20 protein-coding genes and 3 tRNA genes are annotated in these 22,536 nt (G+C 56.8%); 7 read left to right on the top strand and 16 right to left on the bottom strand.

The annotated features are described in order from the left end of the window. Position 1 precedes the first annotated feature (1 nt). The 4 genes from AVCG78_RS04555 to AVCG78_RS04540 form a co-directional block, all read right to left on the bottom strand. Positions 2-589, bottom strand: coding sequence for a NuoB/complex I 20 kDa subunit family protein (locus AVCG78_RS04555; protein WP_015915649.1), 588 nt, complete (start codon positions 587-589; stop codon positions 2-4). Continuing rightward, positions 580-945 carry an NADH-quinone oxidoreductase subunit A gene (locus tag AVCG78_RS04550; RefSeq protein WP_041697832.1) on the bottom strand — a complete coding sequence of 122 codons (366 nt, stop codon included), beginning with the start codon at positions 943-945 and terminating at the stop codon, positions 580-582. Before AVCG78_RS04550 ends, AVCG78_RS04555 begins: the two co-directional genes overlap by 10 nt. Before the next feature lie 225 nt (positions 946-1,170). Further along, positions 1,171-1,247: transfer RNA gene (locus AVCG78_RS04545), tRNA-Asp, on the bottom strand. Between the two features lie 62 nt (positions 1,248-1,309). Then, positions 1,310-1,386, bottom strand: a tRNA-Asp gene (locus AVCG78_RS04540). Between the two features lie 504 nt (positions 1,387-1,890). Here AVCG78_RS04540 and AVCG78_RS04535 point away from each other — a divergent pair. Next, a tRNA-Val gene (locus AVCG78_RS04535) sits at positions 1,891-1,966 on the top strand. A 159-nt stretch (positions 1,967-2,125) separates the two neighbouring features. Here the strand turns inward: AVCG78_RS04535 and AVCG78_RS04530 are convergent. Then, positions 2,126-2,959 (bottom strand): p-hydroxycinnamoyl CoA hydratase/lyase, encoded by an 834-nt coding sequence (locus AVCG78_RS04530; protein WP_071204610.1) that lies wholly within the window; start codon positions 2,957-2,959, stop codon positions 2,126-2,128. An 11-nt stretch (positions 2,960-2,970) separates the two neighbouring features. Then, on the bottom strand, positions 2,971-4,569 hold the full coding sequence (locus AVCG78_RS04525; protein WP_071585287.1) for an AMP-binding protein: 1,599 nt from the start codon (positions 4,567-4,569) through the stop codon (positions 2,971-2,973). A 219-nt stretch (positions 4,570-4,788) separates the two neighbouring features. Between AVCG78_RS04525 and AVCG78_RS04520 the strand changes: the two genes are divergently transcribed. Beyond that, positions 4,789-5,307: a MarR family winged helix-turn-helix transcriptional regulator gene (locus tag AVCG78_RS04520; protein ID WP_071204612.1), complete on the top strand. Its 519-nt coding sequence runs from the start codon at positions 4,789-4,791 to the stop codon at positions 5,305-5,307. Here AVCG78_RS04520 and AVCG78_RS04515 read toward each other — a convergent pair whose 3' ends face one another. The 6 genes from AVCG78_RS04515 to clpP all read right to left on the bottom strand — a co-directional run bounded on the left by AVCG78_RS04515 (position 5,308) and on the right by clpP (position 12,976). Continuing rightward, on the bottom strand, positions 5,308-6,645 hold the full coding sequence (locus tag AVCG78_RS04515; protein ID WP_071585289.1) for an MFS transporter: 1,338 nt from the start codon (positions 6,643-6,645) through the stop codon (positions 5,308-5,310). It lies immediately after the preceding gene. Beyond that, positions 6,642-6,833 carry a DUF2256 domain-containing protein gene (locus tag AVCG78_RS27290; RefSeq protein ID WP_409065492.1) on the bottom strand — a complete coding sequence of 64 codons (192 nt, stop codon included), beginning with the start codon at positions 6,831-6,833 and terminating at the stop codon, positions 6,642-6,644. The genes AVCG78_RS04515 and AVCG78_RS27290 overlap by 4 nt, the downstream gene beginning before the upstream one ends. Positions 6,834-7,166: 333 nt before the next feature. Continuing rightward, positions 7,167-7,442 (bottom strand): DNA-binding protein HupB, encoded by a 276-nt coding sequence (gene hupB, locus AVCG78_RS04505; RefSeq protein WP_015915641.1) that lies wholly within the window; start codon positions 7,440-7,442, stop codon positions 7,167-7,169. 327 nt (positions 7,443-7,769) lie between these two features. Beyond that, on the bottom strand, positions 7,770-10,190 hold the full coding sequence (gene lon, locus AVCG78_RS04500) for an endopeptidase La (RefSeq protein ID WP_041696436.1): 2,421 nt from the start codon (positions 10,188-10,190) through the stop codon (positions 7,770-7,772). Positions 10,191-10,777: 587 nt separating this feature from the next. Beyond that, a complete protein-coding gene (gene clpX / locus AVCG78_RS04495) occupies positions 10,778-12,055 on the bottom strand; it encodes an ATP-dependent Clp protease ATP-binding subunit ClpX (RefSeq protein WP_015915639.1) in 1,278 nt (425 codons plus the stop codon). A 288-nt stretch (positions 12,056-12,343) separates the two neighbouring features. Beyond that, positions 12,344-12,976, bottom strand: coding sequence for an ATP-dependent Clp endopeptidase proteolytic subunit ClpP (clpP, locus tag AVCG78_RS04490; protein WP_015915638.1), 633 nt, complete (start codon positions 12,974-12,976; stop codon positions 12,344-12,346). A 396-nt stretch (positions 12,977-13,372) separates the two neighbouring features. Between clpP and AVCG78_RS04485 the strand changes: the two genes are divergently transcribed. Then, positions 13,373-14,608, top strand: a complete 1,236-nt coding sequence (locus AVCG78_RS04485) for a GGDEF domain-containing protein (RefSeq protein WP_139191416.1) — start codon at positions 13,373-13,375, stop codon at positions 14,606-14,608. A gap of 44 nt (positions 14,609-14,652) precedes the next feature. After that, positions 14,653-15,897: a cytochrome P450 gene (locus tag AVCG78_RS04480; RefSeq protein ID WP_071204616.1), complete on the top strand. Its 1,245-nt coding sequence runs from the start codon at positions 14,653-14,655 to the stop codon at positions 15,895-15,897. Between the two features lie 11 nt (positions 15,898-15,908). Here AVCG78_RS04480 and AVCG78_RS04475 read toward each other — a convergent pair whose 3' ends face one another. After that, complete coding sequence (locus tag AVCG78_RS04475) at positions 15,909-16,253, bottom strand: cupin domain-containing protein (RefSeq protein ID WP_071204762.1); 345 nt, start codon at positions 16,251-16,253, stop codon at positions 15,909-15,911. A gap of 386 nt (positions 16,254-16,639) precedes the next feature. On the opposite strand from AVCG78_RS04475, the gene AVCG78_RS04470 reads away from it, so the two are divergent. After that, positions 16,640-17,770, top strand: a complete 1,131-nt coding sequence (locus AVCG78_RS04470; protein ID WP_071204617.1) for a metallophosphoesterase — start codon at positions 16,640-16,642, stop codon at positions 17,768-17,770. A gap of 65 nt (positions 17,771-17,835) precedes the next feature. Here the strand turns inward: AVCG78_RS04470 and AVCG78_RS04465 are convergent, their stop codons facing one another. Together AVCG78_RS04465 and AVCG78_RS04460 are read right to left on the bottom strand one after the other, a co-directional pair. Next, the gene (locus AVCG78_RS04465; protein ID WP_071204618.1) at positions 17,836-19,119 is read right to left on the bottom strand and encodes an O-acetylhomoserine aminocarboxypropyltransferase; all 1,284 of its coding nucleotides are present in this window, start codon (positions 19,117-19,119) and stop codon (positions 17,836-17,838) included. Between the two features lie 139 nt (positions 19,120-19,258). Beyond that, positions 19,259-19,711 (bottom strand): CoA-binding protein, encoded by a 453-nt coding sequence (locus tag AVCG78_RS04460; protein ID WP_071204619.1) that lies wholly within the window; start codon positions 19,709-19,711, stop codon positions 19,259-19,261. Between the two features lie 242 nt (positions 19,712-19,953). On the opposite strand from AVCG78_RS04460, the gene AVCG78_RS04455 reads away from it, so the two are divergent. After that, the gene (locus AVCG78_RS04455) at positions 19,954-20,298 is read left to right on the top strand and encodes a hypothetical protein (RefSeq protein WP_322267438.1); all 345 of its coding nucleotides are present in this window, start codon (positions 19,954-19,956) and stop codon (positions 20,296-20,298) included. Positions 20,299-20,379: 81 nt separating this feature from the next. Here the strand turns inward: AVCG78_RS04455 and AVCG78_RS04450 are convergent, their stop codons facing one another. Further along, positions 20,380-20,844, bottom strand: coding sequence for a CoA-binding protein (locus AVCG78_RS04450; RefSeq protein ID WP_071204620.1), 465 nt, complete (start codon positions 20,842-20,844; stop codon positions 20,380-20,382). A 1,225-nt stretch (positions 20,845-22,069) separates the two neighbouring features. Here AVCG78_RS04450 and rplM point away from each other — a divergent pair. After that, positions 22,070-22,534 carry a 50S ribosomal protein L13 gene (gene rplM, locus AVCG78_RS04445; protein WP_015915628.1) on the top strand — a complete coding sequence of 155 codons (465 nt, stop codon included), beginning with the start codon at positions 22,070-22,072 and terminating at the stop codon, positions 22,532-22,534. Positions 22,535-22,536 lie beyond the last annotated feature (2 nt).

The raw sequence follows: 22,536 nt of genomic DNA, 5'->3' as shown, positions 1-22,536 counted from the left end.
CTTAGCGCTCGATCGTGCCGGTGCGGCGGATTTTCTTCTGAAGCAGCAGGACGCCATAGAGCAGCGCCTCTGCCGTGGGGGGACAGCCCGGCACATAAATGTCGACAGGCACGACCCGGTCACAACCCCGGACCACGGAATAGGAATAGTGATAGTAGCCGCCGCCATTGGCACAGGAACCCATGGAGATCACATAGCGCGGCTCCGGCATCTGGTCATAGACCTTGCGCAAGGCGGGCGCCATCTTGTTGGTCAGGGTTCCCGCAACAATCATCACGTCCGACTGGCGCGGAGATGCACGCGGTGCAACGCCGAAGCGCTCCATGTCGTAACGCGGGCCGGACGCCTGCATCAGGCCTTCGACGGCGCAGCAGGCCAAACCAAACTGCATCCACATCAATGACCCGGTACGCGCCCAGGTGATCAGAGCCTGGGTTGAGGTGACCAGAAACCCCTTGTCAGCCAGTTCATCATTGATCTCGCCGAAAAAAGTGCTGTCATTGCCAACCGGCTTGCCGGTGGCAGGGTCCAGAATACCCTTGGGCTGTGGTGCAACCAGGGTCTGGTGATCGCTTTGGCTCACTCCCATTCCAGGGCTCCCTTCTTCCATTCATATATAAATCCGACGGTCAGCACGCCGAGAAACACCATCATCGACCAGAAACCGAACCAGCCGATCGCACCAAAGGAGACCGCCCAAGGAAACAGGAAGGCAACTTCAAGATCGAAGATGATGAAGAGAATCGACACGAGGTAGAATCGGATATCGAACTTGATGCGGGCATCGTCAAAGGCGTTGAAGCCGCATTCATAGGCCGAAAGCTTTTCCGAGTCGGGCGCCTTGAATGCCACGGCAAACGGCGTCACCAAAAGGGCAATGCCGATAACCATCGCAATTCCGACGAAAACCACGATCGGAAGGTAGGAACTGAGGAGTTCAGTCATCGTATCCATCCTTGCTTGTCAAAACGCCGGGCGACGTTCACGGCAGAATACCGACAAGCCAAAAAGACTGTTGCAACGAGCCGTTGGTTAGCGCAGCCAGCGCCCGTGCGCAAGTGCGCTTCCCGCATTTCGCACATGCACACAAAGACTTTAACACCAAGAGCGAAGGCCGGTATAGAGCACTTCGCAATTCACACAAAATAACAGCTTGGAAAGATAAAGAAATGGCGCGAGTGACGGGGCTCGAACCCGCGACCTCCGGCGTGACAGGCCGGCACTCTAACCGACTGAGCTACACCCGCGCATTGACGATGCCGTGTCAAGGGCATCTGAATGGAAAGCCATTCACTTTTTAGTACCAGGATGGCGCGAGTGACGGGGCTCGAACCCGCGACCTCCGGCGTGACAGGCCGGCACTCTAACCAACTGAGCTACACCCGCAATTTCCTGGTGGGAAGCTTGCTTCCCCGCTTACCGATCGTCATGTGCCGTTCGATGAGCGGCTAACTAAGTGGTTCCTTGGTGGGTGTCAAGCAGCATTGAAAACAAAAACGTGACAGAATGATTTTTCGCTGTTGATGGATAAAAAACACCGGCGATTGTGCAGCGGCACACTGATCGAAGCAGACAGGAAGAAACCGCAGATCAAACCGCGCTGTCCTTATCCATCACCTGCCTTAGCCCTGCGGCGCGCAGACCGTCCTGGGCTTAACATTCTTTCTCAGCCGCCAGTCCAGACATGAGGCGAAACACCAAGGCACCGCAGAAGCCCCTAGCCTGTTGACAACAGAAGACCCCTTAAGCCCGGAATTGCGGGATTTTTTACCCAACCGTCATCTTGCCGTCGCAAAAAAACAAAAAAAAGCAAAAAACCCTCTTGCGGTTTTTTCAGCGACCGAATAGATCACAGCCACCGACGCGGCGGGCACGACCCGATGACGCGAAGGGCGATTAGCTCAGTTGGTAGAGCGCCTCGTTTACACCGAGGATGTCGGGAGTTCGAGTCTCTCATCGCCCACCATTTTTCCCTGTACATTCGATATTTGTGTAATTTAGGTGGCCAGCCAACGCAGCTTTGTGTCTCGTTTTTTGGACGAGTTTCGCCGAGCTCGGCAAAAAAAGACCCGCAGGTGATTCCGCGGGTCTTTCATTCCTATGAATTATCGATGCTTTCGGGAGTTTATTTCCGTTTGTAAGCGCCAAGGCCGGGGCGATAGGTCTTGTCATCCAGGAACTGTTTCAGGCCCTCGTCACGGCCCCGGGTCTTGTCCAGCAGCAGCATTTGCTCCAGCTTGGCATAGATATAGTCGTCGGCCAGTTCCCAGGGCATGTTGCGGACGCGCTTGAACGTGTCCTTGGCGGCTTTCATTGTCACAGGATTTTTCTCGAGCAGGCTGGCGCAGAGTTTGCGTACGCGGGTTTCCAGCTCTTCCAGTGGCACCGATTCGTTGACCAGGCCCATATCGCGGGCCTTTTCGCCACCAAAGGGCTCACCGGTCATGATGTAATACAGCGAATCACGGTGATTCATCACCTCGGCAACAGCCCGGGTCACATTGCCACCCGGCAGAATGCCCCAGTTGATTTCCGAGAGCCCGAAGGTGGCTTCATTGGCGGCAATCGCCAGATCGCAGGCGACCAGCGGATTGAAGGCTCCGCCGAAGCACCAGCCATTGACCATAGCGATGGTTGGCTTTTCGAAATAGGTCAGGCGCTGCCACCACCCGCCCGATTGGCGGCGGCTTTTCAGAGTTGCATGGCGGGGCTTGTCGTCATTGTCACGGAAATATTGCTGAAGATCCATGCCGGCAGACCATGAGGTTCCTGCACCACGCAGGACAAGCACACCGCAACGGTCGTCGGCTTCCAGTTCCTCAAGGATTTCCGCCATGCGGATATTCAGAGCCGGGTTCATCGCATTGCGTTTTTCAGGCCGATTGAAGGTCACGAAGGCGATTCGGTCTTCGATGTCGACCAACACGGTGTCTGCGTCGGATTTTTCTGCAACTGTCATGGTATGTCTCCTTATGCGCCGGGCTGTCCGGACGCCGGTGTCGAACTGGATGAAAGGTGAGTGTAGGATTGGCGCAAAATGTGCTTCTGCACCTTGCCGGAAGCCGAACGGGGAATGGCATCCACAAACACCACGTGTTTGGGCCGTTTGAAGCTGGCAAGCCGATCAGCGCAATGGCGTAGGATATCGTGATCACGTAGGCCGTCGTTGCCAGCGACGACCAGTGCCAGGCCGACCTCGCCCCATTCGGCATGGGCAAGGCCCATGACTGCGACATCGGCAACGCCGGGATGGGCGGCAATCGCCGCTTCAACCTCAGCAGGATAGACGTTTTCACCGCCGCTGATATACATGTCCTTCAGGCGATCAGCGAGATAGACGACACCGTCCTGGACCCGCGCCATATCGCCGCTGCGAAACCAGCCATCGGTGAAGGCAGCCTCGGTCAGGTCCGGACGGTTCCAATAGCCCTCTGTGACGCTTGGTCCTCGTAGCCAGATTTCACCGATCCCGCCATCGGTGACATCGGCACCATCGAAATCAACAACCCGCGTTTCAAGCAAGGGAGCCGCAAAACCGATACTACCCGGATGACGGGCGATGAGTTGGCGGTCGAGCGGCATATGATAGGCCGTGCCGGTTTCGCTCATCCCATAGCCATTGACCAGGGCAATGCCGTCATCGAGAAAACGCTCGATCAGCACCGGTGGCAAGGGCGCGCCACCCAGAAAGATCGCCTTCAGACCCTGCAATGCAGCCGGGTTCCAATTCGGCGAGTTCCGCAACGTACTGGCCATTTGCGGCACACCACAATAGTGGCTCACGCCGATTTGGGTGTCCGCCATGGTGGCAATCGTGCGTTCGGCGATGAAGCGGTCAGAAATGACCAGCCGGGCGCCCATCACCATTGCGGTGCGCGCCAGGGCCACCAACCCGATCGTGTGGAAAAACGGCAAGTCGCAAAGCACGACCGATTCCGGCGTCACCTCACCGACGAAAGCAAAATTCAAGGCGGAGAAAAACAAATTGCGGGCATTAAGCAGCACGCCCTTTGGCACGCCTGTCGTCCCGGATGTGTAGAGAATCACGCATGTACGGTCGGCAGATGAATAGCGAGGTGCGATTGGCTCCAAAACCGAGGCCTTGTCCAGAAAGCCTCCCTTGCCGGTCACATCAAGGCTTTCGACCTCGAAGCTGCTACCGGCTTCGGCAAATTCCGCGTCGTACAGCAACAGCGTCGGTTCGCAGTCGGCAAGAATCAGCGAAATTTCTCGGGCGCTCAAGCGCCAGTTCAATGGCACGAAGATCGCACCGATCCGCTGGCAGGCAAAACAAACCGCGAATTGAGCAGTGGAATTGCGTCCGAGATAGGCAATACGGGCTGGGCTGTCCTGCCCCGTCCCTGCCCTTGCGATCACATCGTCAAGAGCGGCGGCGCATCGCGCGATCAGCGTATCGAATTCAGAAAATGTCAATGATTGCCCGGTTGCCAGCTCCATGACGGCTGGCCGATCTGGACCGCTATTGGCGCGGAACCGGACAGGATCCTCCGCGACCATGCCAGCAAACGCCGAAGTCTCGCGCAAACCTGCGCCACCATAGTACGACATATATCCTCCCTGGCCAGTTCTCCCGACGGCCATTTAGTATGTATTACATATTATATTATCTTTCTCGAGGCACAAGTGAAATCTGCGGAATGCACAGGTCAAATATGGCACTTTGCCTTTTGGGCTTATGGGTTTATCACCGGATAGAGCCGTATCTTATCAGGCTGGAGATGCTACACATCCTCAACCTGAAGGCATTATCGAACATGGATTGAGCGCATGGACGGACCGGAACAGCCGACTGACGATTTCGAAACCCCGGAATTTTCCGGAACTGTGGCCTTCGGCGACCTGGAAAAAGTTCTTGGCTTTCATTTGCGGTTGGCCAATGTGGCGGTGTTCCAGGATTTTCAGGCGACCATGTCGGGGCTGGCTTTAACCCCGAAGCAATTTGCCGTGCTGGAATTGATCGACAACAATGCTGGGGCCAGCCAGATCGATTTTGCCCAAAGCCTGCGCATGGACAAGGCGACCATGATGGCGCTGATCAACAAGCTTGAAGGCCGGGGCGCCGTCGAGCGCCGGCCCTCCCAGGTGGATCGCCGGCGCCAGGAACTCTTCGTAACCGAGGAAGGCCAGCGTGTTCTGGCCGCGGCGAAAGAGCTTCGCCATGGCCATGAAGCCCGTTTTACCGAGCGATTTTCGAAAGACGAGCTTGCCCAGCTGCTGTCTTTTCTGCGGCGCATCTATCAGGATGGTCGCGCCCTGCCCAAGCCATCCATGACGCCACAGACCTGATCATGATGGGTTTGATATTTCCCTCTGGCGCTGCTCGATTTTCTGTCGAGTGGCTTGCTGGTGCGTGCTGTCGATGGAAAACCGCCACATAAGAGCGATGGCGAAAAGCTTGAACAGGATCGGCAAGAAAGCATAAAGCGCCGACAAGACCGAAAGCGCCTGCCCGCTTTGGGCGCCGCCTTCCGGCTGGAAGCCTGCCAAAGCCAGTAGCGGAAAGACAATGCCGGAAGAGAGCGCCAATGCCAGCTTGGTGACGAAACTCCAGGCGGCGAAATAAAGCCCGGATCGCTGTTCTCCCGACGCCAGTGTGTCCTGATCGATCACATCGGCCTGAATGGCTGGCGGCAGCGCCAGATCAAAGCCGAGCAAGACGCCCGTCACCACGCAGATGCCGAGAAACAGCCAGGCGTCTCCCGGCCCCAGCAGGCCGGCCAAGGCAAAGATCGCGCAGCTGAGCAGCATGGCCCAGCACCAGGCCCTGTGCTTGCCCAGCCGCCGCGCCACGAAAACCGCAAGTGGCACGCCGGCGACCGCCGATAAGAAATAAGCAAACAGCAAAGGCCCTTGAAGCTCAGGCGCCTCCAACCGCGCCGCGACGAAATAAAGAAACAGCGAAGCGGGGATGGCATTGGCCAGAGAATTCATCAAGAAGGCCATGGCCAGCCGCAGAAAGGCGCTATTGGCCAGCAGAAAGCCCGCTCCTGCCTTCAGAGAAAGCCGGGTTTTCGAAAAATCCACCGGTTCCGCCACGCGCCATACCGCAATGGCACCAAAGATTGGCAAGAGCACCGCCACCATAACAGCAATCGCATTCAGGTCCGGCTGGGCGCCTGTCGTGGATGCCTGCCCCAGGAAAGGCAGCGAGATGGCGAGCAGCGTGCCGAGTAGCGTCGTACCCTCACGCCAGGCCGAAAGCCTGACCCGGCCATCGTAGGAGGTCTCGAGTTCGGCACCCCAGGCGGTATAAGGCAGGCTTGTCCAGGTACTGCCGATCGACAGAAGACAGCCCCAAACCACCAGATGCGCAAGCCCTGCCCCTTCCGGTGGGTTGAACAGCATGAAAGCGGAGACCGCCGTCAGCGGCAAAGACAATAGAAAGAACAGACGGCGGCGACCATACCGACCGGGAATCCGGTCCGCGAGCCAACCGATCAGCGGATCGGTTATCGCATCCAGACAGCGAATGGCCAGCAAAGCGGCCCCAATGGCCGACAGAGCAATACCAAACCGCCCGGCATAAACGGACGGAACGATGATATAGAGCGGCAAAGCAATGGCCGCCAAAGGCAGGGCCGGAAGCGCGTAAAGGAGCAAAGTCAGGTTTGATAGTTGTTTCATGAGGTGTGTGACACTCTCGACACGGCTTTCCGACCTATCCGATGCGACACCGAAAAACTATCGCATTGGGCCGTCTCCAATTCTCGGCTCGCTGCCCTGCGGTTACGGCAGCGCTCGGAACAGAAGCGAACTTCCTCCCAGCAGCGCGCCCACTTTTTACGCCACGCGAAAGGCCTGTGGCAGGCCACGCAGAGCTTGGTCGGGAGATCGGCTTTCTTCGTGACCACGGGCGCCTCTCTGATGGACCATTGGCAGCTCGTTTGCGGCAGCCATTTTGTATTGAACTCAATGCTATTTCGAAGCAGCGACCATCTTGGATCAGTGAAACGGCAACGAGATGCCTCCTTCCTGCAAAAAGACAAAAAACCCGGCTTGAGAGCCGGGTTTTCGGTAGAACTGGTATATTTGTCGCTAGAGTCTGTCAGGTTCAGATTGAACCAGACAGACTCTAGCTACTCTTGTTTTCGTTTGTCTTTTCGGGAAAACCGGTTTCCACTTTTCCCTGACAAACTCTAGCAGGATCAGCTGTTAACAGCGTCCTTCAGGCCCTTGCCGGCCGTGAACTTCGGAACGTTACGGGCCGGAATATCAACTTCCGCGCCAGTCGAAGGATTGCGGCCCTTCGAGGCTTCGCGATGGGAAACCGTGAAGGCGCCAAAACCGGCGAGGCGAATGTCGCCACCATTCTTCAATTCCGCCTGGACGGTGTCGAAGACGGCGTCCACGGCGGAAGCTGCGTCGGCCTTGCTGAGACCGGCCTTATCGGCAACTGCGTTTACGAGTTCGGACTTGTTCATGTTTCCACCCTTTCTGTATGACATGAATATCAAAGCGGCGAAGATGCTAACGCATCCCCGCATCGAGGAACCGCGACCACCGCAAAGCGCCAGGCGCCCGAGAGGATCACAAAGCAATACCGACCGCCATTTTCGATGGCCTCCGGCATGACTCAAAAATTCCAAGTCGGGCGGACAATACTCATGCCCATGCCCGTCGCAAGCCAAAAGCACCGCAATCGCCTGAAAAACAAGGCTTCTGGTGATGTTTGCACAAAAAAGGCTGGCCCGAAGGCCAGCCTTTTCGAAGTTTTCCCGCCAATTGGGCAGGATCGTGGCAAAGACGGCTCAGTGCGCCACGGTTGCGCCTGAATCATCGACACCTTCAACAGTGCCGACGGCAGGCGTTTCCACCGTGCCATCCCACTCGATCGGCTCAGGTATGCGCACCAGCGCATGAGCAATCACCTCACCCATCCGGGCGACCGGGACGATCTCAAGATTGTTCTTCACATTGTCTGGAATATCCGCCAGATCCTTGGCGTTTTCTTCCGGGATCAGAACCTTCTTGATGCCACCGCGAAGAGCGGCCAGCAGCTTTTCCTTCAAGCCACCAATCGGCAAGACGCGACCGCGCAGGGTGATCTCACCCGTCATCGCCACGTCCTTGTTGACCGGAATGCCCGTCATGATCGAAACAATGGCGGTTGCCATTGCCACACCCGCCGACGGACCGTCCTTAGGCGTCGCACCTTCCGGCACGTGGACGTGAATGTCCGACTTGTCAAAGCGCGGAGGCTCAATTCCGAAATCGACGGCGCGCGAGCGGACATAGGATGCCGCCGCCGAAATCGATTCCTTCATCACTTCCTTCAGATTGCCGGTCACCGTCATGCGGCCCTTACCCGGCATCATCACACCTTCAATGGTCAGCAATTCGCCGCCCACTTCCGTCCAGGCAAGACCGGTGACGATACCAACCTGATCCTCGCCTTCGGCCTCACCATGACGATAGCGCGGCACACCGAGATAATCGTTGATGCTGGCCGCCGTGACGGCAACAGAGGTCGACTTGCCCTTGATGATCTCGGTCACAGCCTTGCGGGCGACCTTCATCAATTCACGCTCGAGACTGCGCACACCTGCCTCGCGGGTATATTGCTGGATGATCGAGACGATCGCATCATCCGCCAGCGAGAACTCTTCCGGGCGCAGCGCATGTTCCTTGATCGCCTTTGGCAGAAGATGCCGCTTGGCAATCTGGAGCTTTTCATCCTCGGTGTAACCGGCAATCCGGATGATTTCCATGCGGTCCATCAGCGGGCCAGGAATATTCAGCGTATTCGCGGTCGTGATGAACATCACGTTGGACAGATCGTATTCGACCTCCAGGTAATGGTCCATGAAGGTCGCGTTCTGTTCCGGATCCAGCACCTCAAGCAGAGCCGATGACGGATCGCCACGGAAATCCTGGCCCATCTTGTCGATTTCGTCGAGCAGGAATAGCGGGTTGGACCGTTTAGCCTTCTTCATCGACTGCACGACCTTGCCGGGCATGGAGCCAATGTAGGTCCGGCGGTGACCGCGGATCTCGGCCTCATCACGCACGCCACCCAGCGCCATGCGGACATATTCACGTCCTGTGGCCTTGGCAATCGAGCGGGCGAGCGAGGTCTTGCCGACGCCCGGAGGACCGACGAGGCACAGGATAGGACCCTTCAACTTGGTGGCACGGGCCTGCACGGCCAGATACTCGACGATCCGTTCCTTGACCTTGTCGAGGCCGAAATGGTCCTCATCCAGGATCTTCTCGGCGGCGTTGAGGTCGATCCGCACCTTGGACTTCTTGTTCCAGGGCAGGCCGAGCAGCCAGTCGAGGTAGTTACGCACGACTGTGGCTTCCGCCGACATCGGGCTCATATGCTTGAGCTTTTTCAGCTCCGCATCAGCCTTGTCCTTGGCTTCCTTGGACAGCTTGGTCTTGGCAATGCGCTCTTCCAGTTCGGCCATCTCGTCGCGGCCTTCCTCGCCGTCGCCAAGTTCCTTCTGAATCGCCTTCATCTGCTCGTTCAGGTAATATTCGCGCTGGGTCTTTTCCATCTGGCGCTTGACGCGCGAGCGAATACGCTTCTCCACCTGGAGAACGGAAATTTCGCCCTCCATGAAGCCGAGCGCTTTTTCAAGCCGGGTCTTGATGCTCACCGTTTCCAGCATTTCCTGCTTTTCGGTGATCTTGATCGACAGATGTGAGGCAACCGTATCGGCCAGCTTCGAATAGTCTTCGATCTGACTGGCAGCCCCCACCACTTCCGGCGAGATCTTCTTGTTGAGCTTGACGTAATTTTCAAACTCCGACACCACAGACCGGCTCAGAGCCTCGACTTCCACCGGATCTTCGGCGGGTTCGGGCAACAGATCGGCATGGGCCTCGTAGAAGTCCTCACGTCCGGTATAGCCAGAGATCCGGGCGCGCGCCTTGCCCTCGATCAGCACCTTGACGGTGCCGTCAGGCAATTTCAAAAGCTGCAATACATTGGCGACAGTGCCAACCTCATAGATGGCATCGGCCGATGGATCGTCATCGCTTGCATTGATCTGGGTGGCCAGCATGATCTGCTTGTCGGAGCCCATGACTTCTTCGAGGGCACGAATAGACTTCTCGCGCCCTACGAAGAGCGGCACGATCATGTGCGGGAACACCACGATGTCACGCAGCGGCAATACCGGATAGGTATTGGTTTCGCCGGTGACAGAGGTCACTTTAGTCATTCCAGTTCCTTTCATCGTCCCGTTGCCGGGACCCAAATCCGCGCTCAAAAGCCGCGGGGGACATGGTCCTGTCTCACCGGTTAAAGTGGAGACCCAAGAGCTAAAATTCAAGCCTTTGTGCCCTGTGCCACCACCGTGGCGCAACAGCTTGAGGCCTGTTGCATGATTCCGGCTCAGACCCATCAGGGTCGAGCCCATCATGCTGAAACACAATACAAACGGTTGATTGACGCGACAGCAAGCAACAACAAAACGCACCGGCGCTGCCCGACCACGGCGACCGAAGCCGCCCTACCCTGATGCGCACGCCAGGCATTCCAGCATCCGAAGATATCAAACACTCGCCTGGGGCAAACCTGCCTTCGACCGAATCTGTCACATCGCGCGAAGCACCTTGTAATAGTCATAAACTATTCAAAAACGCCCTGCAAACGACTTAGAGTTTGGCAGGGAAAAGTGGGACCCGGTTTTCCCGAAAAGACAACCGATGAGAAACGTAGATCAAAGCACCTAAACGCCCCCCACCCCGAAGAAACGCCGAAGCCCGCACGCGGCGGGCTTCAAAGCTGTTCAGAGATTGCGGAGGTTCACGCCGAAGCGTTGGCCTTTTCTTCCTGGCGATCCGCATAGATGTAGAGCGGACGGGCGGCACCGCGCACCACTTCATCGGAAATCACCACTTCGCGCACGCCTTCAAGCTCAGGCAGTTCGAACATCGTGTCGAGCAGGATCTTTTCCATGATCGAACGCAGGCCGCGAGCGCCGGTCTTGCGGGTAATCGCCTTGCGGGCGATTTCGCGTAGCGCGTCCTCGTGGAAGGACAATTCAACGTCCTCCATTTCGAACAGGCGCTGATACTGCTTGACGAGTGCATTCTTTGGCTCGGACAGGATCTGGATCAGCGCGTCCTCGTCCAGGTCTTCCAGCGTCGCCAGAACCGGCAGACGACCGATGAATTCCGGGATCAGGCCGAACTTGACCAGATCTTCCGGTTCCAGTTCGCGCAGCACTTCGCCGACGCGACGATCTTCCGGCGACACAACCGTCGCACCGAAGCCGATCGAGGTCTTTTCGCCACGAGCCGAGATGATCTTGTCCAGACCGGCAAAAGCACCACCGCAGATGAACAGGATATTGGTCGTATCCACCTGCAGGAATTCCTGCTGCGGATGCTTGCGACCGCCCTGGGGAGGAACCGAAGCCACAGTGCCTTCCATGATCTTCAGCAGCGCCTGCTGTACGCCTTCGCCAGACACGTCGCGGGTAATCGACGGGTTGTCGGACTTGCGGCTGATCTTGTCGACTTCGTCGATATAGACGATGCCGCGCTGGGCGCGCTCGACATTGTAATCGGCCGATTGCAGCAGCTTCAGGATGATGTTTTCAACGTCTTCACCGACATAGCCGGCTTCCGTCAGCGTTGTCGCATCCGCCATGGTGAAGGGCACATCGATGATGCGCGCCAGAGTCTGGGCAAGATAGGTCTTGCCGCAACCGGTTGGCCCGACCAGCAGGATGTTTGACTTCGCCAACTCCACATCGCCACCCTTGGAGGCATGCGAGAGGCGCTTGTAATGATTGTGGACAGCAACGGACAGGATCTTCTTGGCCTGTCTCTGGCCGATCACATATTCGTCGAGGATCTTGATGATGTCCTGCGGTGTCGGCACGCCATCGCGCGACTTGACCATCGAACTCTTGTTTTCCTCGCGGATGATATCCATGCAGAGTTCGACGCATTCATCGCAGATGAAAACCGTCGGGCCGGCAATCAGTTTCCGGACCTCGTGCTGGCTCTTGCCGCAGAACGAACAATACAGGGTATTCTTCGAGTCACCGCCGTTGCTTCCGCTGACCTTGCTCATAACTTTTTCCTTCCAGCACGCCGCACCGCCATTTACCGGCTCGCGGTCTAGTCATGTCGCCCGATACCGCACGCCCGGCCATCCGGGCGAAATTCGGTTCAGAGGTACTATTCAGCTCTCAAAAGTCACATTCATGAGCTGACGGCAACGAGAACCTCTGAGAATATTCAGGCTATGTCATAAAAGCTCAACATAGCCTTAATAACTATTAGCGCTTTCGGCGGCAGTTTAAACCCCCTGGATGGATCCGGCCTTGCGTTTCCATCGAAAGCCCACCGCCAAAAGACATCAAGAAGGCGTTACCCCTTCGATTTCGGAGCGCGTCGTCAGGATCTTGTCGATCAGACCCCAATCCTTGGCTTCCGTGGATTCCATGAAGTGGTCGCGGTCAAGCGTGTGCTCGACTTCTTCCAGCGTGCGGCCAGTGTGCTTGACATAAACCTCGTTCAAGCGACGCTTCATCTTGATGATGTCGCGGGCATGACGTTCGATGTCGGAGGCCTGACCCTGGAAACCGCCGGACGGCTGATGCACCATGATGCGCGCATTGGGGGTCGCAAAGCGCATGCCCTTTTCGCCGGCCGCCAGCAGCAGCGACCCCATCGAGGCGGCCTGGCCGACGCACAGCGTCGAGACGGCCGGACGGATGAACTGCATCGTATCGTAGATCGCCATGCCAGCAGTCACGACACCGCCGGGAGAATTGATATAGATCGCGATTTCCTTCTTCGGATTTTCCGCTTCCAGAAACAGCAACTGGGCGCAGACAAGCGACGCCATATGATCCTCGACCGGTCCGGTCAGGAAAATGATGCGCTCCTTCAACAGACGCGAGTAGATGTCGTAGGACCGTTCGCCGCGATTGGTCTGCTCCACAACCATAGGCACCAGAGCCATGGCGGTATCAACTGGATTTCTCATGTCCGTCCTTTTCAACCCATTCCCGAAGCCTGTCAGGCCCGATGCCGATCCGGGCTGAGGGAATCAATTCAAATGCTGTCAATCCCTACATAGAGTGTTCGCCCCCAACACTTCAAGACGCGAGCACACGATATCCTTAATCGCTTGCATGGATTGGTTCTCGCATTCTCGCTGTTTTACCGAAAGCGGCCCGTGGGCGGCGGCTTGCCCAGCCAAGCCATACACAGAAAATCGATAACATGGTGAATAGGGCGTGATAGGTCCAATCGGAATTTGCAACCAAAAGAAAAAATCGATTATGATTGCCGCGAAATCATCCCGGCTTTCGTTCGGAAGCATAAAACCAGAGAGTGACGAGGGCCGACCGCCTTGCTCGACATCAAGACAGCTTTTTTGATGTGGGGGACCCAGGCGATCACGCTGGCGGTCCTGCTGATCACCATATGGCTGCGTGCGCCACAGCATCGCTATTACGGTTACATGGCCATCGGGTTTGCCTGTCACGGCATTGGCGCAATGCTGATCGCGCTTCGCAACGACCTGCCGCCGCCTGTGGCAATTTACGGCGGCAATGCCATTGTGCTGTGCGGCTTCTGTTTCTGGATCTGCGCTTTGCGGCTGTTTGACGGGCGCAAACCCGGCTGGTGGATCGCGGCACCGCTGCTGCTCTGGGGCCTCGTCCTGATCCATCCGGTCATACGGGATACCTACGCCTATCGTCTGGCGACCCATCAATTTGCCAGCATGCTTTGCTTCGTGATGCTCGCGGTCACGGCCATGACGTCGCGCATGACAGCACGGAAATATCGTCGGATGCTCGCGGCCTTGTGGACCCTGCAAGCGCTGTCATGTGCGGTGATCGGTTCCGCCAGCCTGATCGGCATGCCGGAAGGCCAGCACGAGGTTGCCCTCAGCGATTATATCGGCCTGTTCGTTATTGTCTGCCTGGTATCGGCCATGGTGCTTCTGGCCCGAATCGTCATGGACCGGAACGAACGGGAACTGAAGCAATTGTCGCGCACCGATCCCCTCACCGGCGCGCTGAACCGGCGTGGTCTGATCGAGACCGTAGGCGAGCTGAAACACACGGTCGCCAGAGACCGGCTTCTGGCACTTCTGGTGTTCGATCTCGATTATTTCAAACATATCAATGATACATTCGGCCATCAGGCGGGTGATACTGTCTTGTCCAGCTTTGCGCAGATGACAGGTGGCGCGCTTGGCAATGACGCGATTTTCGCCCGCTCCGGCGGCGAGGAATTCTGCGCCGTCATGGCTGTTGCGGACCTGCGCCAAGCTGCCGGTGTTGCCGAGCGGATCCGCTACATGATTGCCTCAACACCGATCACCACAGAACAGGGCGTTGTCAGGCTGACCACCAGCATTGGCCTCTCAGCGGCCACTGTCGAGGCCTTCGACTTCGATACAGCCATGCGTCAGGCCGATCACGGCCTCTATACGGCCAAAGCAGATGGCCGTAACAGAACTGCCGTGGCACGCGGGGAAACCGTTTTTTGCCTGACGCCCAACGAGGAACGCGGCACACCGGCGGCAATCGACAATGAAGCAGACCGTCAGGTCGCAGCCCTGCGCCGTCTCAGCCAGCGTTCGACACAGCAACATCTCGAGTGAGGAGGCTGTTTCAGCCTCGTCAAGAAAGCATCCACGAACCGATCATGCCGCACTCCTCGTTTTTCTCCGTCGATCCCCACCAGAGATCGGTCAGTCTCGACACGGGTCATCCCGGTTTTTTCGAAGCCCCGAATGCGGTCTATGCCACGCTACATGCCCAGGCACCGACATTTTTCTGGCGTGAACAGCAGCAATGGTTTTTCACCGGTTACGATCTGGTCAGTGGTTTGTTGCGCGACAAGCGGTTCGGTCGGCAGATCCTACAGATCGCCAGCCGTGAAGAGCTGGGCTGGCCGGAGCCCGCCGCCCATACGAGAGCCTTCGATGCTGCCGAGGCATGGTCACTGCTGGAACTGGAGCCCCCGGAACATACACGGCTGCGGACGCTGGTTAACCGCGCTTTCGTATCCCGCCATGTCGAGAAAATGACGCCGGATATTCTCGCGCTCGCCAACAGGTTGATCGATGATTTCGAAGCGCAAGGCAAAACGGAATTGCTGTCTTCCTTCGCCGAAATCATTCCGGTGACGATGATTGCCAGGATGATCGGCATTCCCGACGAGATGGGGCCGCAATTGCTGGCCTGGAGCCATGATTATGTCGGCATGTATGTGTTCAACCGCACCCGCGCCCATGAGGATGCCGCCGAGCGCGCGGCCCGGGAGTTTTCCGATTATCTGCGTGGTGTCATTGCCGAGCGCCGCAGCGAGCCGCGTGACGACCTGCTCAGCCACATGATCCATACCGAGCATAAGGGCCAGTATCTCACCGATGACGAGCTGATCTCAACGACCGTGGTCCTGCTCAATGCCGGACATGAAGCGACCGTCCACCAGATCGGCAATGCGGTGCGGATCATTCTCGAAAGCGGGCTGGACCCAACAGGATTGTTTGGCGATACAGCCGCCACCGAGCGCACGGTCGAGGAATGTCTGCGGATCTGCGCGCCGGTGCATATTTTCCAGCGCTATTGCCTGGAGCCTTGCGAGATCGATGGTGTCTCCTTCAGCCGAGGCGATAAAATCGGCCTGATCCTGGCTGCGGCCAATCTCGACCCACGCAAATTTCCAGATCCTCTGACCTTCAAGCCGCAGCGCAGTGACGGTGCCAATCTTTCTTTCGGCGCTGGCATTCATTTCTGCATCGGTGCGCCACTCGCCCGGCTGGAACTGTCACTGGTGCTGCCGCTGCTGTTCCAGCGCCTGCCAGGTCTGGCGCTGGCAGGCACCCCAAAAGTCAAGGATCTCTATCATTTCCACGGGTTGGAAAAGCTCGATCTCGTCTGGTAACAGCAGTCACCTCAAAAACGAACGACGTAATCCTTCGTCGTGGTTTCCACCACTTCCCAAAGACCAGTGAAGCCGGGCCGCAGAATCATCCTGTCACCCTTGCGCAGATGCATCGGCTCGCCACCGTCTTCCGTGACGATGGAATAGCCTTCCAAAACGGAAAAATATTCCCATTCGTCGTAGACGATTCGCCACGTGCCGGGTGTGGATTGCCAGACCCCGGCATAGAGCCCTTGACCGGGCTCATCGATACTCCAGGTCAGGAAGCGCGGATCTCCGGCGACCAGCCGGTCCGGGGCGGGAGCGCCCTCTTCCGGCTGAACGGCGGATAAATCGAAGCGAAGCGATGTCATCATGATCTCTGTCTCGCACATCCATTAAATGGGGTTCATCAATGCCATCAATTGTCGGCAATGCTGATTTGATTGCAGAATAGACTTGGCTGCGCCAAATGTCTCCACCAAGACAGCGATTTCCGCGTCTGTACGGCAGCAAGCTGCATGATTTCCTTCTACAGCCGTAACCCGTTTAAAGACTCATGCAGCAGCAGAGATCCAGATCGGTGTTTTCACCGTTGTAGTCGATACGCTCTTGTCTAACGGACTGGTGCGAACAACATTCAAGGCCTTGACCAAATCAAGTCGCTACATGCTGCGATATCCGATCGTGACAGTGAAGAAGCCGGAAACAACAGCACGGAACAGGTCGCGTTGCCCGTCTACACCCCGAAAGAATAGAATTGATGTTTCATCTGATTTTTGGACTTCCCTGGCTGATCGTCGCCATCCGCTTCATCCAGCCCTTGCCCTGGATCTGGTCGGCGAAGGTGGCGTTGGCGGTTCTTCTGTTGATCGCCTCGCAATATCATTTCTTCAGCCGCCTCTCGTCCGGTTCGGTGTTTTCGCCCGAGTTTCCCCGCCCGCTGATCATCGCGTTCAATCTCCTGTTTGGTGCGATCATCCTGCTCGCCGTGTTCCAGATCGTGCTGGACGTTATTTCCCTTGTGATCATGCTGTTCAAGGGCAATTTCCCATCGATTCCGGCCAGTCTGCGATATGCCCTTGGAGGCGTAGCGCTGTGCCTTTCCGCATACGCGGTCAGCCAGGCAATCCGGGTACCGCCGTTAAAGGACATCGAAATTCCAATTGCAGGACTACCACCGGCATTTGACGGCTACCGCATCGTGCAACTGACCGATCTCCACATCAGCCGCCTGTTCCCCGCCCGCTGGACCGAGGAGGTCGTATCGAAAACCAACGGGCTCGATGCCGACCTCATCGTCATCACCGGAGACTTTATCGACGGTGACGTTGCCAGCCGGCAGGATGATGTCGCACCGCTTGCAAACTTGCGGGCGCGCGACGGCGTCTATGCCATTCCTGGCAACCACGAATACTTCTTCAATTTCCAGGGCTGGATGGCCCATCTCGCGACCTTGAAGATGAACATGCTCTCGAACGCCCATGCTGTGATCACAAAAGGCGATGCAAAAATCGCCTTGGCAGGCGTCACGGATCGCTCCGCCGCCGCGCACGGCGCACCAGCCCCGGACCTCGCAGCGGCGCTCCAGGGGACACCTGCAGATGCGCCAATCATTCTCCTCGACCATCAGCCGATGTCGGCAGCCAAGGCGGCCGCGTCAGGGATAGCCCTTCAACTGTCGGGTCATACGCATGGCGGCATGGTTCTGGGCCTTGACCGGCTGGTCGCCCGTGCCAATAACGGCTTTGTTTCAGGCCGCTACGGCATCGGTGGCATGACGCTCTATGTGAACAATGGGACAGCGCTCTGGCCCGGCTTTGCACTCCGGCTCGGCGTGCCGTCAGAACTGACGAGGATTACCCTGAAAGCGAAGGCGCCTGGCGGGATTTAGAGCATTTCAGCTTTTCCACGGAAACGCTGAAATGCTCTGAAAGCACCCATCGTCAGCAAGCCCCATCAGAGTTTTGACAAGGCCTGATGAAGATCGGCGATGATATCGTCGGGGTCCTCGATGCCGATGGACAGGCGCACGACCTCCGGCCCGGCACCGGCCGCCACCTGCTGCTCCGGGGTTAATTGGGCGTGGGTGGTCGAGGCAGGATGAATGACCAGCGAGCGGGTATCGCCGATATTGGCAAGATGGGAAAACAGCTGCAATCCTTCCACCAGCGTCTTGCCCGCCTCATAGCCGCCTTTCAGCCCGAAGGTGAAAACGGCGCCAGCGCCTCTCGGCGCGTAGCGCTGTTGCAGCGCATGGTTCGGATCGTCAGGCAGGCCCGCATAATGCACCCAGGAGACTTTGGCATGGGCCTTCAGCCAGTGGGCGACCTTGAGGGCGTTGTCGCAGTGGCGCTGCATGCGCAGCGGCAAGGTTTCGATGCCTGTCAGGATGAGGAAGGCATTCATCGGCGCAATCGCCGGTCCCAGGTCACGCAGACCGAGCACCCGGCAGGCAATGGCAAATGCCATATTGCCGAAGGCGTCATGCAGAACCACATCGCCATATTCGCTGCGCGGCTGCGACAGGCTCGGAAACTTGTCCGATTGCGACCAGTCGAACGTGCCGCCATCGACGATCACGCCGCCCATGGAATTGCCATGGCCGCCGAGAAATTTGGTGGCGGAATGCACGACGATATCGGCACCGTATTCCAGAGGCCGGACCAGATAAGGGCTGGCCATGGTATTATCGACGATCAGCGGTAGGCCGTGGCGTCGTGCAACATCGGCAATCGCGGCAATATCGACGAATGTACCACCGGGATTGGCAAGGCTTTCGATGAAGATCGCCTTGGTTCGCTCATCGATTTGCGCCTCAAAGCTTGCCGGATTGTCGGTATCGGCCCAGCGCACCTGCCAGCCGAAATTCTGGAAGGCATGACCAAACTGGTTGATCGATCCGCCATAGAGCTTTTTGGCGGCAACAAAATTATCCCCCGGCTGCATCAGAGTATGGAAGACTAGCATCTGCGCGGCATGTCCCGATGCCACCGCCAGTGCCGCCGTGCCGCCTTCCAGAGCAGCCACGCGCTCTTCCAGCACGCCCTGGGTTGGGTTCATGATCCTTGTATAGATATTGCCGAATTGCTTGAGGCCGAACAGGGCGGCGGCGTGATCGGTATTTTCAAACACAAAGGCCGTCGTCTGGTAGATCGGCGTCGTACGTGCGCCGGTCGCCGGGTCCGGCTGAGCACCAGCATGTACGGCCAGCGTCGCAAAGCCCGGTTTGTTGTTTGCCATGGTTATCCTCCCTGAAATAGTGCGGCAGAGCATTACACCGATGCCGATGAAACGCTACCTCATGCCCTTTTTGACCGTCCTGGCTTTTTTGGAAAATTGGACAATCGTTTGATGCCTATAGATTTCTTATCCGATCAGCCTAATGCCTGTCCGGCTCCAATGTCCCTTGAAAAATTCTCGGATATTCGATGGCCGGGCAGCGGTTCATCACCACCTTGATCCCGGCGGCCTCGGCGCGTGCGGCGGCCTGATCGTCGCGCACGCCAAGCTGAGCCCAGATCACCTTCGGTAAATGCTTGAGTCCCAAGGCGTCATCCACCACTGCGGGCAGATATTCGGAGGCGCGGAACACATCGATCATATCGACTGGCTCGGGAATGTCCGCAAGCGACGCAAAAACAGTCTGCCCCAGAATGTCCTTTCCCGCCTGCCCCGGATTGACCGGAATAACGCGGTAGCCATGGTTCAGCAGAAAATGCATGACCCCATGGCTTGGCCGCGCCGGATTGGGCGAAGCCCCGGTCAGAGCAATGATCTTGACCGTTTCCAGAATGGTCCTGAGATAATCGCTCTCATAAACGTCATGCTGCATGTCATTCTCCCCAAGACGCTACTGCATGAGTAGCTCCTGTGATCCTTTGGAACTGCGCCCTGTCTTGATCGTAAGCGAAAGCGCCCCAGTTAAGAAGAGGATATACAGCACGTCACCCGAAAGTGTGCGGCGGTTTTGAGAAAAAGACACGCGAAAACAAAAAACTATAACATGTCGGGTGAATCCGGAATCACGCGACATGCTATAGACATTGGCAAATGCTTTTTGATGGAGATATTCCAATGAACCCAATGATACGGCTAGGTTTTTGCGTTGCTATTTCTTTATGGGGTAGCAGTGCGCTGGCGATAGAGCGTTACAACTCGACCACGCTTGCCTGCGAAAATGTCCGGCAAATCCTGCGAGACCAGGGGGCTGCCGTTCTACGCTATCCCTCGAAGCGGGTGCCGGGCATGGCGCTTTACGATCGCTACGTTCGCAACACCAATTCCTGTTCGCCAGGCGAGTATGCCGAACGCGCCACAGTACCGACACGCGACAACCCTGCCTGCCCGGTGCTGAACTGCAAACCGGTGGACAACCTGCAGGACGGCTTTATCCGCTTCGTTCCGCATTATTCCCTCTGAGCGACAAGCAGCCCGTGGATAAGCCCGCAAGACTGCGATAATCGCGCAAGGCAGCGCGATTATCGTTGGTGCAGCTTGGTATCAGGCGGCGGTGGGGGAGCGATGGGCAATATGACTGGCCTGGTAGACCAGTGGATATTCTGCGACCAGCGCTCGGTTCATCACGACAGCGATGCCTGCCGCCTCGGCTTTTGCCGCCGCTTCATCGTCGCGGACACCCAATTGACCCCAAATCGCTTTTGGTCGTCTCTCCAATGCCAGGGCTTCATCCACCACCTCACTGAGGGATTCCGAGCGGCGAAACACATCGATGAGATCGATCGGCACCCCTATATCGGCAAGGCGTGCATGCACAGGGCGACCAAGGATCGTGGTGCCAGCAAGCGCCGGATTCACGGGGAAGACCTGATAGCCCTTGCCGAGCAAAAAACCGAGCACCCAATGGCTAGGCCGGTCATCGCGTGCGGACGCTCCAACCAGCGCGACGGTGTGGGTGCGCGCCAGAATCTTGCAGAGATAGTCATCGGAATAATGGTCGTGGTTCATGGCTTATCCTTCCCGGCTTGACAGCCGTTTCTCCAGACAATCCGTCCCTAAAACCTGTCGCTTAAAAGTGGGCAGCGGTTTTGCGATGACGACATGCAGCAAAACAAAAATTCAAAGCATGAAAAGCTACCCTGAAGATATGCTTTGCTCTCGTGCTGTCGTTTGTCTTTTCAGGAAAACCGGGCTCCACTCTTCCTAAGGCAAACTCTAGGTCCCGGTCGCAGGATAGCAAATTTGGCTTAACTGTTTGCAAAGACGTAAAGTCCCGCAATGACACATTACGCGCTCCCATTCGCGCCATCATTTCCCGATTAAGTAACCTTTCTTTGCACAACCATCCCTCTGCCGACCCAGAATCGGAAACGCCGAATACAACCCTTGAGATAAAGACGCACCAATACCCCTCCACCTCCAGAGGAGACAGTGAAGCGGTCGTCATGTTATCGCTATCATTAGTATGCTCTTTTTAAGGGAATTTTCAAGCTTGATGTGATAACCATCACATCAATGAAGTCCAATGCCATTATGTTCACTTAATATTCTTTTTTTGTTCACGTACATTTTAGCACTCTCAAACATTGAATTCCCTAATGATTACAAGTAGTTTTAGGCAAAAATTATTTCACTTATAATGTCGCTAGACGCACTAGAATTTAAATCGATTTGATTGTCGATCAACCCACTTGCGTAAGCCTGCGTTAACGCAATAGCCTCGGGTTACGTATGTCAGAGTTAAGTTTATACTACCCTTGATTGAAAATTAATTATCTAGAAACAAGGCGAAATAACAGAGCGGCTTGTCTCAAAACGAAGCAACTACCTCACGTCTTCTCCAGGAGGAAATAGGCATCAAACACGGAGCTCCCCGCCCTCGCCCGAGAGGAAAAAGACAAGCGCGCCTCATAGCCTCATAGAGCAGTTGGCAAGTTCAGCATGACCGCCCAGCCGATTGCACCACGGAAAAGGCCGAAATCCAGACAAGACGGCAAAGTATTTTGCGGTAAAATAATACCACACATCTAATCCTCTGTTTTTTATAGATTTTTCGAACTCCGCCATCAAGCAACCATCCTTGACCGAACCCGGCACCGCGACTATAAAGCCGGCAGCTTGCGGCCCTATGGACCGCATTCTTTTTGTGCGTGTGAAAGCGCGCAAGACAAGCAACAAGAAACGCCCGACCGGCCGTTAACGGCTGAAAGGGTCCAAAAGAAAGTTGAACCTCATGTCTACCTTCGTTCAGAAGCCTGCAGAGGTGGAGAAGAAGTGGGTCATCATCGACGCCGAAGGGCTCGTTGTTGGTCGCCTCGCCACCGTGATCGCCACCTATCTGCGTGGCAAGCACAAGGTCACGTACACTCCCCACGTCGATGATGGCGACAATGTCATCGTCATCAATGCCGAAAAGGTCGTCCTGACCGGCAAGAAATACACCGACAAGACCTATTACTGGCACACCGGCTATCCGGGTGGCATCAAGGAACGCACGGCGCGCCAGATCATCGAAGGCCGCTTCCCGGAGCGCGTTCTTGAAAAGGCTGTCGAGCGCATGATTCCCCGCGGTCCGCTTGGCCGTCGCCAGATGAAGAACCTGCGCGTTTACGCCGGGTCCGCCCACCCCCACGAAGCCCAGCAGCCTGTCGCTCTCGACGTGGCCAAGCTGAACAGCAAGAACGTAAGGAGCGCCTAAGT

It is taken from the genome of Gillisella vitis, assembly GCF_021559775.1.
Lineage (GTDB): Bacteria > Pseudomonadota > Alphaproteobacteria > Rhizobiales > Rhizobiaceae > Allorhizobium > Allorhizobium ampelinum.
The sequence above is the reverse complement of the archived record's forward strand: the minus strand, read 5'-3'. Positions and strand labels throughout refer to the sequence as shown.

Bases quoted from the DNA above. Each gene is read 5' to 3' on its own strand.
- AVCG78_RS04555 (WP_015915649.1), bottom strand. From the start codon at position 589: ATGGGAGTGAGCCAAAGCGATCACCAGACCCTGGTTGCACCACAGCCC.
- AVCG78_RS04550 (WP_041697832.1), bottom strand. From the start codon at position 945: ATGACTGAACTCCTCAGTTCCTACCTTCCGATCGTGGTTTTCGTCGGA.
- AVCG78_RS04530 (WP_071204610.1), bottom strand. From the start codon at position 2,959: ATGACAGTTGCAGAAAAATCCGACGCAGACACCGTGTTGGTCGACATC.
- AVCG78_RS04525 (WP_071585287.1), bottom strand. From the start codon at position 4,569: ATGTCGTACTATGGTGGCGCAGGTTTGCGCGAGACTTCGGCGTTTGCT.
- AVCG78_RS04520 (WP_071204612.1), top strand. From the start codon at position 4,789: ATGGACGGACCGGAACAGCCGACTGACGATTTCGAAACCCCGGAATTT.
- AVCG78_RS04515 (WP_071585289.1), bottom strand. From the start codon at position 6,645: ATGAAACAACTATCAAACCTGACTTTGCTCCTTTACGCGCTTCCGGCC.
- hupB (WP_015915641.1), bottom strand. From the start codon at position 7,442: ATGAACAAGTCCGAACTCGTAAACGCAGTTGCCGATAAGGCCGGTCTC.
- lon (WP_041696436.1), bottom strand. From the start codon at position 10,190: ATGACTAAAGTGACCTCTGTCACCGGCGAAACCAATACCTATCCGGTA.
- clpX (WP_015915639.1), bottom strand. From the start codon at position 12,055: ATGAGCAAGGTCAGCGGAAGCAACGGCGGTGACTCGAAGAATACCCTG.
- clpP (WP_015915638.1), bottom strand. From the start codon at position 12,976: ATGAGAAATCCAGTTGATACCGCCATGGCTCTGGTGCCTATGGTTGTG.
- AVCG78_RS04485 (WP_139191416.1), top strand. From the start codon at position 13,373: ATGTGGGGGACCCAGGCGATCACGCTGGCGGTCCTGCTGATCACCATA.
- AVCG78_RS04480 (WP_071204616.1), top strand. From the start codon at position 14,653: ATGCCGCACTCCTCGTTTTTCTCCGTCGATCCCCACCAGAGATCGGTC.
- AVCG78_RS04475 (WP_071204762.1), bottom strand. From the start codon at position 16,253: ATGATGACATCGCTTCGCTTCGATTTATCCGCCGTTCAGCCGGAAGAG.
- AVCG78_RS04470 (WP_071204617.1), top strand. From the start codon at position 16,640: ATGTTTCATCTGATTTTTGGACTTCCCTGGCTGATCGTCGCCATCCGC.
- AVCG78_RS04465 (WP_071204618.1), bottom strand. From the start codon at position 19,119: ATGGCAAACAACAAACCGGGCTTTGCGACGCTGGCCGTACATGCTGGT.
- AVCG78_RS04460 (WP_071204619.1), bottom strand. From the start codon at position 19,711: ATGCAGCATGACGTTTATGAGAGCGATTATCTCAGGACCATTCTGGAA.
- AVCG78_RS04455 (WP_322267438.1), top strand. From the start codon at position 19,954: ATGAACCCAATGATACGGCTAGGTTTTTGCGTTGCTATTTCTTTATGG.
- AVCG78_RS04450 (WP_071204620.1), bottom strand. From the start codon at position 20,844: ATGAACCACGACCATTATTCCGATGACTATCTCTGCAAGATTCTGGCG.
- rplM (WP_015915628.1), top strand. From the start codon at position 22,070: ATGTCTACCTTCGTTCAGAAGCCTGCAGAGGTGGAGAAGAAGTGGGTC.